Raw genomic sequence first — 13,384 nt, 5'->3', positions numbered from 1 at the left:
CTGGTTGTTACTGGCGAATCAGACGCAGTGAGCTGTGCGGAAGATTAACGGTTGCCCTGACCGGATTTATGTCGATTCCTCCGCGTCTGGTGTAAAAAGCCCTTACCTCAAGATAGGACACTTCACATCTGTTGGCTATGTCGGTAAAAATTCTTTCCACGCAGTGTTCATGGAACTCGTTGTGGGTACGCATAGATATAATATACTGCAACAGTCCTTCGTGGTTTATCTTTTTTCCCGTATATTTGATGTATATCGTACCCCAGTCAGGCTGTCCGGTGATAAGGCAGTTTGATTTCAGAAGATCTGATTTCAGGGCTTCTGTAATGATTTCCCCGTCACTGCTCTGACTTATGAAATCCGGATGAATGGTGTATTCGGAAACGGTAATGTCAAGTTCGTCAAGACTTTCGGCATCAGGCTTCCCGATGGCAAAAGACTGGGGAACGTCGGAAGGTCGGTACATCTCAACGCGGATTTCCGTTCCGAGAACCCTGCTTAAATCATTTTCCACGGTGCTTCTGACTGCTTCAAGACTGAGAAAGCGGGTCATGTTGAAACTGTTGAAATACAGCTTCAGTGACTTTGATTCGACAATGCATTCGGAATCGGCCGGAACGTAGATGATTCCCACAGCCACCTCCGGTCTGCCTCTGAAATTCAGATATGAAATTTCGTAGTGATGCCATACGTCATAACCGAAGAATGGAGTACGTATGTCCAGAGTGTCACGATTCAGAGATCTCGGAACTGTCTGAAGGAGCCCGGCATTGTAATGAGTTTCGTATGCCGTTTTTTTGCCAAGTACAAGATTTTTTGAAATCTGGGAAATATCTTCTGAAATCATTGCTTCTTCCTGTTTTTAACGTCTGACACTCCGGCGTCAGGTGTTTCTTGTGGTTATCCTTGTGTTTTTGTCTCAGATGTCTCCGAAGCAGGACTGTATTATGCTTATGGCCACCAGAGCCGCTGTTTCGGTTCTGAGAATTCTCGGTCCTGCCAGAACGTCACGGTATCCAGATTTAATGCTGAGCTCAACCTCTTCATCAGTAAAACCGCCTTCTGGCCCGACGAGAAGACGGTAGCTTCCGGCCTGAGGAAGATCTTTGAATCTGGTGTCGGCATAAGGGTTCATGGTTACCCTGAGTTCGTCATCTGCGGTGTTTTCCTGCAGAAACTCCTCGAGAGACATCAGCGGTCTTACTTCTGGAATTACCGCACGGCCGCACTGTTCACAGGCACTGATGACGATTTTCTGCAGTGTTTCCTGTTTTTTCTGACTGCGTTCGTCATTCAGCTTTACGCCGCAGCGTTCGGATACCAGAGGTGTTATCACGTTGACTCCGAGCTCCACCGACTTCTGTACGGTGAAATCCATTTTGTCTCCGCGGCTAAGTACCTGGCCGAGATGGATTCTGATAGGGGATTCGTTATCCTTTTTCTGAATTCCCGTTACCCTGATGTCTGCTGATTTTTTCTGAATGGATGTGATAACGGCCTGATAATCGTTTCCGTCACCGTTGAATACGGTCAGTGGATCGTTGATTTCCATGCGCAGTACCTTAATGGCATGGTTGAATGCATCACTGCCCAAAGTCACTTGGGAATTAAGCTGCAGCGGCTGATTGTCGTATACTCTCACGGTTCTCATAAAATGTCGTGTCCGTATTTTTACCCAGTATTCTCATAGAATAAAAAAATTCACTGCGGTAGCAGTCAATTTTTGATATTATCATGCAATAGTTTTACAGACTAATTGTACATTATTGGCTGTGTTTTTGTGCAAGTAATTTGAGCATGAAGACCTTTTTGAACGATATTTTGAACCTGCAGGAGACATCCTGCTCCGGACGGTTCTGTTCCCGGACAGGTGACGGCGGTTATTGGAGTAAAAAATGAATTTAGAGAAAGTTATCGGTCTTGGCGTAGCCGGCAATTTTACCGGTCATCTTGAACAGGCCGGAGAGGCATCGGATTTCAGAAATGTGGCCGTAAAGGACGTGAAGGCTCCGAAGGCTATTTTCCCGTTCTATCTGCCTGCATGTGCCGAAAGCAGACTGGATACCTTTTTACATACCTATCCTATATCCTCAGACAGAGTGGATATTTCCGGAACCATTGCGGAAAATCATCAGATTGAACCTGAAGTTGGTATTCTTTGTGATATTGAATATGAAGGAGACCAGGTTAAATCTCTCAGGCCGGTAGCCTTCGGGGCTTACAATGACTGCTCAATCAGACGTCCCGGTGCCAGGAAGATCAGTGAAAAGAAAAACTGGGGCGCTGCCAGCAAGGGCTTCAGTTCAAATGTGATTGCTCTTGACAGCTTTACTGCCGACGGCGTTATTTCCTCATACCGGATTGCCTGCTTCCTCAAGCGTGACGGGGTGGTTAACGTATACGGTGTAAACAGCGCTGCCAGAGACTACAGCTACATGTATGACACTCTCCTCAACTGGATTGTGGACAAGATGAACAACCAGAAGGATGAAGGTCCGGCTGAAAACATTCATGAATACCTTCTTGACTGCGGCAAGCCTCAGCAGGCTCTGATAAGCATCGGTGCAACCCGTTACACAGAATACGGTGAAACTCATTTCCTCAAGCCGGGTGATACCAGCTATGTGGTTGTTTATCATGAAAGCTATTCTGAAGCTGAAATACTCAAGATGGTCGAAACCGACAGCTTTGCCGAGGAAAACATCAGCGTTCTTGCGCAGAAGGCTGTTTAAAAAGCATATTCATGCCTGGTCCGAAGTCCGTATCAGGCCTTCGGACAGCAGTGACATTCGTGAAGCCGCCGTTTTTATACGGTGGCTTTTTGTTAAGTCTGATGTCTATATTTGAACTTGATATGCAAATTGAAAAAGAATAAACTATCACCTATTAATATAGGGATGTGACGGGTACCCGTCATAGGTCAGAGGAATACCGTCCCGGATGACTGTTCGGTCAGAAGTCCGGATGGCCCGGTTTTTCCGGAAAAGCCTATGAAGAATACTCAGACAGTATTACCGTATGGTCTCTTTTTTATCTGGTGTCGTTATCATCTAGTTGAGATAAGACTCCGTGTTTTGATTGAATAGGTAGTTATAAATTATGGCTTCAGCATTAACTAATACCGAATTTGTTTTTCCTTCACAGAAGAGTGTTTATCACGGCAAGGTTCGTGATGTTTATAATATCAACGATGAAAAGTTGGTAATGGTTGCTACAGACAGAATTTCCGCTTTCGACGTTATTCTCCCTGAAGGAATTCCATTCAAGGGGCAGGTTCTGAATCAGATTGCCGCCAAGTTCCTTGACGCAACCGCTGATATCTGTCCTAACTGGAAACTGGCAACTCCGGATCCAATGGTAACTGTTGGTGTTATGTGTAAGGGTTTCCCTATTGAAATGATTGTTCGCGGTTACCTCTGCGGCAGTTCATGGAGAGCATACAAGAGCGGTGTTCGTGAAATCTGCGGTGTTAAGCTTCCTGAAGGCATGAGAGAAAACCAGAAGTTCCCAGAACCAATCATCACTCCAACCACCAAGGCTGAATTAGGTCTTCACGATGAAGACATTTCCAAGGAAGAAATTCTTGCCAAGGGTCTTGCAACTCTTGAAGAATATGCTGTTCTTGAAAAGTATGCTCTTGCTCTCTTCAAGCGCGGTACTGAAATTGCTGAAAAGAGAGGTCTTATCCTCGTTGATACCAAGTACGAATTCGGTACCTACAACGGTGAAATCTATCTGATGGACGAAATCCATACTCCTGATTCAAGCCGCTACTTCTACAAGGACGGTTATGAAGAAAGATTTGCCAAGGGTGAACCTCAGAAGCAGCTTTCAAAGGAATTCGTACGTGAATGGTTAATGAGCAACGGCTTCCAGGGTAAGGAAGGTCAGAAGGTTCCTGAAATGACTCCGGAAATCGTAAATTCAATTTCTGAACGTTATCTTGAACTTTACGAAAACATTATCGGTGAAAAGCTTGAAAAGTCATCTGACAGTGACCTGCTTGCCAGAATCGAAAACAACGTAAACGCTTACCTTAAGAAGTAAGTTTCAGTAACGACGTATTAAGAAAAAGTGTCCGGACGTATAGTATGTGCGGACACTTTTTTTGTTTCTTACGGAAGACGTAATCAGCGGTGCTGTATTCATGACTGACATGGAATCACGCTGTTTCAGGAAAATTGATCAGCAGATCGGAAAGTCTGAGGAAGATGGTCTCTGCGAGTGAATTTATTTTCGGAACCCATAATGAAAACATGGGGCGGTTACCCGCCCCATGTTAATTTCAGGTATTTAAGATTTACTTAGCCAGATGTCTGAGTACTTCAGCCTTGTCGATCTGTTCCCAAGGGAATTCTTCACGACCGAAGTGACCGTAACTTGCGGTTGGAAGATAGATAGGTCTCTTGAGATTGAGCATTTCAATCAGACCGTAAGGTCTCAGGTCAAAAGTCTTTCTGATGATATCCACAAGCTTGGCTTCGGAAATGATACCGGTACCGAAGGTGTTTACTGAGAGTGATACTGGTTCGGCAACACCGATTGCGTATGAAACCTGAATTTCACACTTCTTGGCAAGACCTGCCGCTACCACGTTCTTGGCAACGTATCTTGCCGCATAGGCGGCACTTCTGTCCACCTTTGACGGATCCTTGCCTGAGAATGCGCCACCGCCGTGTCTGGCGTAGCCGCCGTAGGTGTCAACAATGATCTTTCTGCCGGTCAGACCGCAGTCGCCCATAGGACCGCCGATTACGAAACGACCGGTAGGATTGATGAAGTATTTGGTGTTGGCGGTAAGCCACTTTTCAGGGATTACCTTGTTAATGATTTCTTCACGGACACCTTCATGAATTTCCTTGTTGGTAACTGTTTCGTCATGCTGTGTTGAAATAACGATGGTGTCGATACCTTCGATTGAACCGTCGTCATTGTAGACGAAGGTTACCTGGCTCTTTGCATCAGGACGGAGCCACTTGAGAGTGCCGTTCTTACGTACTTCAGCCTGTCTCTTCATCAGACGGTGCGCATAGGTAATAGGAGCCGGCATGAACACGTCGGTTTCATCACAGGCAAAACCAAACATCAGCCCCTGGTCACCGGCACCCTGATCCTTTGGATTTTCACGTGAAACACCCTGATTGATGTCTGGAGACTGTTTGCCGATGGCATTCAGCACGGCGCAGGAGTTGGCATCAAATCCCATATCTGAATGGTTATAGCCGATGTCGCATACAACCTTTCTTACAAGAGCCTCAATGTCTACCCAGGCGGTAGTTGAGATTTCGCCGCCTACGAGAACCATACCGGTCTTAATAAAGGTTTCACATGCTACGTGAGCAAATTTGTCTTGTTTGAGAATTTCATCCAGTACCGCATCAGAAATCTGATCGGCAATTTTATCAGGATGTCCTTCAGATACTGATTCTGAAGTAAATAAATATGACATGATGGGTCCTTATTACTTATTTAAAGTTTATGCAAAGTGCGTTGTTGTTTTCTGTCTTTACGATACGGCATTCCGTTTTATGAAACTTCATTTTTCTGAATTTCCCAGCGGGAAAGTCTGGAAGCAGTCCTGACGGTCTGCCTAAAAAAAGATGAAGACATGTAAAGGCTTATTGCATTTCTTTCTTTGTTTAGTTGAAGATAAAAATTTTTTAATTATTCGGAAGATGTCTGTTCGGGTAAAAACCGGAACTGTTCTTCCTCTTGTGACGCCGGAGGAGCGCAGTCCTCTGACGTTCGCTCATTGTAACATAAAAATTATTTTTTCCAATATGAGAAAAATAGTCGTTTATCGGTGACGAAATAGTCTGTATTCGTATGAATTTTTCAATTATTTTGAATAAATGTATCTTAAATCAGATTATTTATTAAAAATATAATGTATTCTAGGCGTGAGGATGTTGTAAATAACGCGTTTTCCGTAACGGGATCTGGTATCCGGATTGACGTGCCAGAAGACAGCCGTGAAATACTGATGTTTTTTTCATGGTGTTCATGATAATTCAGGGCAGACGGTTTTCTGTGCGGCGACGGCATTGACGGAAAGCAGGTACAGGTGACATGTACAAATACATACGGGAATTTGATGCACGGATTGGAGATTCCTGTTAATACTATTATAAAGAACAAAGAAAAAAAGATTTTAAATGCTCGGAAGGTTCGCTGAATTAAAAAACTACAGACAGTCACTGTTTATAATCGTGGTGCTGGTGTTCACCATGATTTCGGTTTCTTTTGTCTATAAATACAAGATTGAAGAAATCATGGTCAGCGCGCTCAAACAGCAGATAGTGCTGAAGTCAAAGGGCGAACTTGAAGCCGTCAATCACAATTTCAACCGTATTATAAGCGTTCTCAATCTTGCCTCTCTGAGTATTTCAAAAAGCATATCCAAAGGTGACTACATAGGTTCCGCCAGAACAGCGGAAACAATCAACGACATCACCAGAGTATCAGGATTCCTCGACATAGGTATTACCGATCTTCAGGGTGAAGTTCTGTACGGTTTCAAACTTGATGATCAGGATATTGCCAAATTAAAGAAGATTTATGTGGGAAAGACCGTGGTAACTGTTACCGTGTCCAAGTACGGCGGCAATTACGACGTTCTGATTGCCGTTCCCGTGTACGTGAATCAGAGTTATGTCCGCTATGCTCTGTACATAAAGGCCACTGGTGACGAGCTGATAAGATACTTCAACAAGTATACCCTGTACAACGACGGGGTTAATTCCTCCCTGAGCTTCCTCCTGTACAACATGTACGACGTCGTGCATATCAACGAAAAGACTCAGAACCGCCTGCTTCCGAAATACACTGTAAGGGAACTGCTGGACAGCGCCAGGGAAAAAAACAACATCAGTATCCGTCAGAAGCAGATTCAGAATCAGGTAATAGACAATCTGTACGTATTTCAGGGGAACGGTCTGCCGGCTCACTACATGTCCATTATCAAGCTTCCTTATGACGGATGGAGTTTCGTATACATGATTCCGGCGTCGGAGCTGGATGACAAGATAAGAGCCATTATGACCATGTTCGGCTTCCTGATTATAGGTACCATGGTCATTCTTACAATCCTCCTTGTTTATTACGAATATACGGTGGAAAGCAACAGAAAGAAAGTATACAACCTGGCTTATTTTGATGAATTCACCGGCCTTCCAAACAGAGTAAATCTCAGAGCCAACTACGAAGAAGTCTACGAATCAACCTATCAGAACAAAATAGAAGAATATTATCTGGCTACGGTTATCATCAGTAATTTCCACATCCTACATAATCTTTACGGTACAGAAATAACCAATCGTTTCGAGCAGAAGCTGGCTTCATGCATGAAGCACATGGAAAACTCCTCATTCACTCCTTATAAGGGTAACAACAGCTATTACGCCATTATCAGAGCGGAAAGCAAATCAGAAGTTGAGATAATTCTGAGAAAACTGTTCGCAAGCGCCCAGTCCATTGATGGTATCGAGTACCGTTCACTGTTCAAGGCCGGTGTCTGCAGCTTTACGGCTTCATCAATGCCGTCAAACATAGACGACATCATGGACAAGTGCAGCATAGCCCTGTATGACCATGAGGATGAGAATGTTTCCCGGAATTCGATAGTCTTCTTCGTACCTGAAATGCAGGAGGAGATTATCCGTCAGAACAATCTGGAGAAGGAGCTTATTCCCGCCATCTATAACGGTGAATTTCTGGTGTACCTGCAGCCTAAGTATGATCTTAATACCAACAGACTGTCAGGTGCCGAAGCGCTGATCAGGTGGAACTACAAGCTGCAGCGTCTGCTGCCTCCGGGACAGTTTATACCGGTTTTTGAAAAGAACGGTTCAATTGCCAACATAGATAATTTTATTTTCGTGTCCATCCTTGATCTGCTGAAGAAATGGAAGGATTTAGGGTACAGACTGGTGCCTATATCCGTTAATTTCTCTCAGGTTCAGTTCCGTAACCCTAATCTGTTAAGGGATCTTAAGGAGCGTATCAGGGGATACGAGGACATCATCCGATACATAGACATTGAAATCACTGAATCATCAACCATTGACAGTCAGGACACGGTTCTGGAAATTCTGAATGAGCTGAAGAAGATTGGTTTCAAGCTTTCCATGGATGATTTCGGAACCGGATATTCATGTCTGTCAAACATTTCTCTTTATCCGTTTGATACCATCAAGCTTGATAAGTCATTTGTGGACAAGATAGATGTGAACAACCGCAATTCACCTGACGTAATGCTGGTGAGTGATGTTATTCAGATAACCAAGCATTTCGGTATCCACAGTCTGGTGGAGGGCGTCGAAAACATTGATCAGAGAAATATTCTCAGGGATCTGGGATGTGAATACTGTCAGGGATATTATTATTCAGCACCGCTGCCGCTGGCTGAATTTGAAAGAATCTTAGGTGAGGATAAAATTTTTGAAGACTGGAGATAATGAAGGATATAAAAATGTTCTTCTGCTGTGGACCGTCGTAGCCTGTGTGGTGGTAGCTCTTCTTACGGGGCTGTCCATCTATTTCTATGACGTTTCTCCGAAAAATGTCGAAATTACTGACAGCCTGATTCCGAGAAAGGAATATCAGGCCATTTATCTTCTGCCTAAGGAAAAGCATGCTGACGACAAATACCGTCTTAATGATTTTCTCGAGGTAACCTCCCGTCTGGGAATAAAGGCATATGCCGTTGATGAGATTTCCAATAACGAGGAATGCATGGATCTTATCAGGGAATACATATCACGGGATGTGTCCATTATCGTTTCGCCGTCTCCGGCTCTCAATGAATGCATCAATACGGCCGTGAAAAAGTATGACAATACCAAGAATGTGTATTTTGTCAGTGCGTATGACAGAAATCTTGAAAAGAGCGACAAGCTGATTACCTTCAAGGTTCATCAGTATCAGGTGTACTATCTGAGCGGCATCATTGCAGCTACCGTAAATACCGAAACCTCTGAAAACTTCTTCGTGGTTTCCGAACTGAACGAGGATGCGTACCGCAACATAAACGCCTTTACTCTTGGAGTAAGAAAATACAAGAAGAACGGTATCGTGAAGGTGATAGTTCTCAAGAGCAAGAATGAAAACATTCAGTACAGCCAGCTGATTGAGGCTCAGAAGAGAAATCCGGATGCCCGCATAATGACTGCGGACTACACCGACATCACCGTGGACGATTTCTGCGAGCAGAAGATGTATTACTGCATCAGATATGACAAGGATTTTGCCAACAAGTACTTTTTAAGTAACATCGCCAGCGTTCAGGTTGACTATCGAGGTTTCTTCAGCCGCGTACTTTCTAGAACAGTTACCAATTCCTTTGAATCCGGTAATTATCTGCTGGACGTAAGCACCGGTACTGTAAGGATAACCAATTTTAACGAAGGGATTATTCCTCCTAATACCATGCAGCTCTTGGATCTGGCTCTGTACAGATTCATGATTGCCAATAACGATAATATCTTCTCCGGTCCGCTGTATGACAATGAACATCGTCTGCGTCTGGATAAGGGTAATTCGCTGCAGGATGAACCTAACGATATTTTTTCAATGGACTGGTTTGTTGAAGGGGCGGTATTGGAACATCTATGAGAAGCAAGAATCAAGATATAGCAGGCTTAATTTTATTTATTTTTCTGTTTCTGGTCATCGTATCAGTGGTTGTGCTTTTCTCAGTAAACAATTTCAGTTTCGGCTCCAGTTCAGCCATTCTGCAGAGGAATGTTCTTGAGGGAGCCAGCAAGGTCAAGAAGCTGTATTACATCGAATCAAACAATCTTGAACCGAAGTCAATCGAGTACATCAATCTTCACGGCTTCATTTCCACCCTCAAAAGATATCCGCAGATGGAAATAAACGTGATTGAAGGTGTCGGCAGTGACTACCGCCGTCTTGAGGAAATCGTGAACAATGCCTACGCCGAAGGCGCCAGATACGTATTCCTCAGCGGTTTTGAAATGAATAATGCTCTGGGAAATATCTTCAGACGTTTCAGCGACGTCAAATTTTTCGTAAGCTGCATAGAGGTTTCGGACAGCAACGTTGTTTCTTATACGGATAAGACTTATGTGTCCAAGTACATGGCAGGCTTCATTTCCGGAATATTTCTGGGCAAGAACAAGAATTCCGAAGAGGAACTGCGTTACATGATGTACGACAGCAAGGGAAGCGGACACGATATTTCAAAGGATTTTCAGCAGGGCAATATCGGGTATATCGCCAACAGCTGCAGTACCTACGAGAAACGCAACATCAATGCCTTTGCACTTGGCCTTGAACACGCCTTCGCCGAGAAGAAGCTGTATGTGCTCTGGCTTAATCAGGATAATACCGAAGAACAGAATTTCAGTGACATAACCAGATTCCTCAAAAAGTACAACATCAAGGTTCTTGACGGTACGAACTCTCCGTGCAAGTGGTGCAGATATGCCGTTGACAATAATCTTTATTACTTTGATCTCATGGTTAAGGGGGCTGAAAACAAGAACGGAACCATTCTCGGTAAATACTTCTATGACCCTTCCATTATTTTCAGTACTCTGGTGGAGAGTATAGCCGCTGACAGCAGGGGAAATTCCAATAACTATTTCTTCGGTTATTCCGACAACGTTATCGGATTTGACTATACAAAGAGTCTCGCCAGGGAGCTCAGTGAATATGACAGTTCACTCTATGCCCTTATAAGCAAGAAGGTCTCAGATTTATCAAGCGGCCGTGAATATGTGTTCAAGGGGAAAATATACAACAACAAGGGGCTGCTGATGCTTCCGGAGGGGTTTGTTTTTACTGACGAGGAACTTCTTCATGAAATGAACTGGCTGAATGAAAACGTCGTGGAAACAAACACCTGTCTTTCTCCACGTCTCAACAAGCATTTCGTAATAAGATCAATCATGTTCAACAATCCTTAAGCCTGCGGGTTTAAGAATGTGCGGACGGAGCGGTGGCGTTCTGTCCGCTTTTGTTTTAAGTGTCTGCGCGGTAAATTTTAAGACTGTCAGAAATGCTGTTCAGCCGTCATATGGATGTATTTCACAAATACAGTATTTTTTATACATGAAACCGGCAGGAAATTTGAGTTATTCATCCACTGTGGCAATATTGAATTGATTTAAGACTGTCATAATGGCATAATGCATGAAAAATTATTACCTGCTGTAAATTTGGTAATTTTCTAATTCTGCTTGCCTGATTATTGGTGTATGGCGTTAAACAGTCACCAGTTTTTAGAGGTAAACTTTTTCAGATCGAAAGATGGAGTATGAGATGTTGTCCAACAAAACATTGGCAAATGCTATAAGAGCCTTAAGTATGGATGCTATCCAGAAGGCCAACTCAGGTCATCCAGGTGCACCTATGGGTATGGCTGATATTGCGGAAGTATTATGGCGTCATTTTTTAAATCACAATCCTGCTGATCCTAAGTGGGTTAACCGTGATCGTTTCGTATTGTCAAACGGCCATGGCTCAATGCTTCTTTATTCTCTGCTTCACTTAACCGGATACAATCTTTCAATTGAAGACCTGAAGAATTTCAGACAGTTACATTCAAAGACTCCAGGTCATCCTGAGTACGGCTACGCCGAAGGTGTTGAAACCACCACCGGTCCTTTAGGTCAGGGTATCACCAATGCAGTTGGTATGGCTCTTGCCGAAAAGGTGCTTGCAGCTCAGTTCAATCGCGACGGTCTGAATATTGTTGACCATTACACCTATGTATTCATGGGCGACGGCTGTCTGATGGAAGGTGTTTCTCACGAAGCATGTTCACTGGCAGGTACCTTAAAGCTCGGCAAGCTTATCGCTTTCTGGGATGACAACGGCATTTCCATCGACGGTAACACTTCAGGCTGGTTCGCAGAAGATACCGCTGCCCGTTTCGCAGCATACGGCTGGCACGTTCAGAAGGTTGACGGCCATGACAGCGCAGCCATCGAAGCAGCCGTAAAGGAAGCTCAGAAGGTTACCGACAAGCCAAGTATCATCTGCTGCAAGACCGTAATCGGCTGCGGTTCTCCTAACAAGCAGGGTACCGAAAAGTGTCACGGTTCACCTCTCGGTGATGCTGAAATCGCTCTTGCCAAGGAAAACCTCGGCTGGAAGTACGGTCCTTTCGAAGTTCCTGCTGAAGTATACGAAGCCTGGGACGCAAAGAAAGCCGGTGCTGAAAAGGAAAACGCATGGAATGAACTTTTTGCCAAGTATCAGGCCAAGTACCCAGAACTTGCCGCTGAATTCATCCGTCGCATGAATCACGAACTTCCTGCAGACTGGACTGAAAAGTCAGAAGCCTATATCCGTGAATTACAGGCAAATCCTGCCAAGATCGCAAGCCGCAAGGCCAGTCAGAACGCACTTGATGCCTACAGCGACGTACTGCCTGAATTCTTAGGCGGTTCAGCTGACCTTGCACCAAGCAATCTGACCTTCAACCGTAATTCAAAGTCTGTTACCGCTGATGATGCGTCAGGTAACTACATTCACTACGGTGTACGTGAATTCGGTATGAGCGCCATCATGAACGGTGTATACCTCCACGGCGGTTTCAAGCCTTACGGTGCAACCTTCCTGATGTTCATGGAATATGCAAAGAATGCGGTAAGAATGAGTTCTCTCATGAAGTTACCTGTAATCTACGTATTCACTCACGACTCCATCGGTCTCGGTGAAGACGGTCCTACCCATCAGCCTGTAGAACAGATTTCAACTCTGAGAATAAGCCTGAATCTGAACACCTGGAGACCATGTGACCAGGTTGAATCAGCAGTTGCATGGCAGCAGGCCATTGAATCAAAGCAGACTCCAAGTGCTCTTATTTTCTCACGTCAGGGTCTCGCTCAGATGGACAGAACTCCGGAACAGCTTGCAAATGTCAAGAAGGGCGGTTATGTTCTCAAGTCAGGCAGCGAAAATCCTGATTTAATCATCATCGCAACCGGTTCCGAAGTAGAACTCGCCATGAAGACTGCAGAAGCTCTTGAAGCTGAAGGCAAGAAGATTCGCGTGGTATCAATGCCATGTACCGAAGTGTTTGATAAGCAGAGTCCTGAATACAAGGAATCTGTTCTGCCTTCATCAGTTACCGCACGTATGGCTATCGAAGCCGGTATCAGTGATTTCTGGTACAAGTACGTAGGTCTCAACGGAGTAATTCTCGGTATGGATACCTTCGGTGAATCAGCTCCTGCAGATCAGCTGTTCAAGCTCTTCGGCTTTACCGTTGAAAATGCCGTAAGCAAGGCTAAGACCATTCTGAAGTAATTCGGTACGGGTCTCTGAATTACGATAATTCAGATTTTTTATGACAGAACCGTCGTCGGTGTATTCCGGCGGCGGTTCATGTTTTAGGATATGGAAAAGCAGA

The 13,384-nt window shown here is 44.4% G+C and carries 9 protein-coding genes; 6 read left to right on the top strand and 3 right to left on the bottom strand.

Annotated features, from left to right (window positions below; genetic code table 11):
• Positions 1-7: 7 nt before the first annotated feature.
• Together queF and BMY80_RS03195 are read right to left on the bottom strand one after the other, a co-directional pair.
• Positions 8-847: an NADPH-dependent 7-cyano-7-deazaguanine reductase QueF gene (gene queF / locus BMY80_RS03200; protein ID WP_093140861.1), complete on the bottom strand. Its 840-nt coding sequence runs from the start codon at positions 845-847 to the stop codon at positions 8-10.
• 72 nt (positions 848-919) lie between these two features.
• Positions 920-1,651: a 16S rRNA (uracil(1498)-N(3))-methyltransferase gene (locus BMY80_RS03195; protein WP_093140857.1), complete on the bottom strand. Its 732-nt coding sequence runs from the start codon at positions 1,649-1,651 to the stop codon at positions 920-922.
• 244 nt (positions 1,652-1,895) lie between these two features.
• On the opposite strand from BMY80_RS03195, the gene BMY80_RS03190 reads away from it, so the two are divergent.
• Both BMY80_RS03190 and BMY80_RS03185 read left to right on the top strand, forming a co-directional pair.
• Positions 1,896-2,732, top strand: a complete 837-nt coding sequence (locus tag BMY80_RS03190) for a DUF5718 family protein (protein ID WP_093140854.1) — start codon at positions 1,896-1,898, stop codon at positions 2,730-2,732.
• A 367-nt stretch (positions 2,733-3,099) separates the two neighbouring features.
• Entirely contained in the window at positions 3,100-4,047 is a 948-nt protein-coding gene (locus BMY80_RS03185; RefSeq protein ID WP_093140852.1) for a phosphoribosylaminoimidazolesuccinocarboxamide synthase, read from the top strand.
• A 253-nt stretch (positions 4,048-4,300) separates the two neighbouring features.
• Here BMY80_RS03185 and metK read toward each other — a convergent pair whose 3' ends face one another.
• Positions 4,301-5,449 (bottom strand): methionine adenosyltransferase, encoded by a 1,149-nt coding sequence (gene metK / locus BMY80_RS03180; RefSeq protein WP_031578331.1) that lies wholly within the window; start codon positions 5,447-5,449, stop codon positions 4,301-4,303.
• Between the two features lie 706 nt (positions 5,450-6,155).
• Between metK and BMY80_RS03175 the strand changes: the two genes are divergently transcribed.
• The 4 genes from BMY80_RS03175 (at position 6,156) to tkt (ending at position 13,281) form a co-directional block, all read left to right on the top strand.
• Entirely contained in the window at positions 6,156-8,456 is a 2,301-nt protein-coding gene (locus BMY80_RS03175) for an EAL domain-containing protein (RefSeq protein WP_093140849.1), read from the top strand.
• Positions 8,440-9,612: a type 1 periplasmic-binding domain-containing protein gene (locus BMY80_RS03170; RefSeq protein ID WP_093140846.1), complete on the top strand. Its 1,173-nt coding sequence runs from the start codon at positions 8,440-8,442 to the stop codon at positions 9,610-9,612. Before BMY80_RS03175 ends, BMY80_RS03170 begins: the two co-directional genes overlap by 17 nt.
• Entirely contained in the window at positions 9,609-10,931 is a 1,323-nt protein-coding gene (locus tag BMY80_RS03165; protein WP_093140844.1) for a hypothetical protein, read from the top strand. Before BMY80_RS03170 ends, BMY80_RS03165 begins: the two co-directional genes overlap by 4 nt.
• Before the next feature lie 355 nt (positions 10,932-11,286).
• A complete protein-coding gene (tkt, locus tag BMY80_RS03160) occupies positions 11,287-13,281 on the top strand; it encodes a transketolase (protein WP_198020389.1) in 1,995 nt (664 codons plus the stop codon).
• Positions 13,282-13,384 lie beyond the last annotated feature (103 nt).

It is taken from the genome of Ruminobacter amylophilus, assembly GCF_900115655.1.
GTDB classification, from domain to species: domain Bacteria; phylum Pseudomonadota; class Gammaproteobacteria; order Enterobacterales; family Succinivibrionaceae; genus Ruminobacter; species Ruminobacter amylophilus.
This window is presented reverse-complemented; position numbering and strand designations above follow the sequence as displayed.

Coding starts and splice junctions, on each gene's coding strand:
- metK (WP_031578331.1), bottom strand. CDS start 5,449: ATGTCATATTTATTTACTTCAGAATCAGTATCTGAAGGACATCCTGAT.
- BMY80_RS03165 (WP_093140844.1), top strand. CDS start 9,609: ATGAGAAGCAAGAATCAAGATATAGCAGGCTTAATTTTATTTATTTTT.
- tkt (WP_198020389.1), top strand. CDS start 11,287: ATGTTGTCCAACAAAACATTGGCAAATGCTATAAGAGCCTTAAGTATG.
- BMY80_RS03190 (WP_093140854.1), top strand. CDS start 1,896: ATGAATTTAGAGAAAGTTATCGGTCTTGGCGTAGCCGGCAATTTTACC.
- queF (WP_093140861.1), bottom strand. CDS start 847: ATGATTTCAGAAGATATTTCCCAGATTTCAAAAAATCTTGTACTTGGC.
- BMY80_RS03175 (WP_093140849.1), top strand. CDS start 6,156: ATGCTCGGAAGGTTCGCTGAATTAAAAAACTACAGACAGTCACTGTTT.
- BMY80_RS03185 (WP_093140852.1), top strand. CDS start 3,100: ATGGCTTCAGCATTAACTAATACCGAATTTGTTTTTCCTTCACAGAAG.
- BMY80_RS03195 (WP_093140857.1), bottom strand. CDS start 1,651: ATGAGAACCGTGAGAGTATACGACAATCAGCCGCTGCAGCTTAATTCC.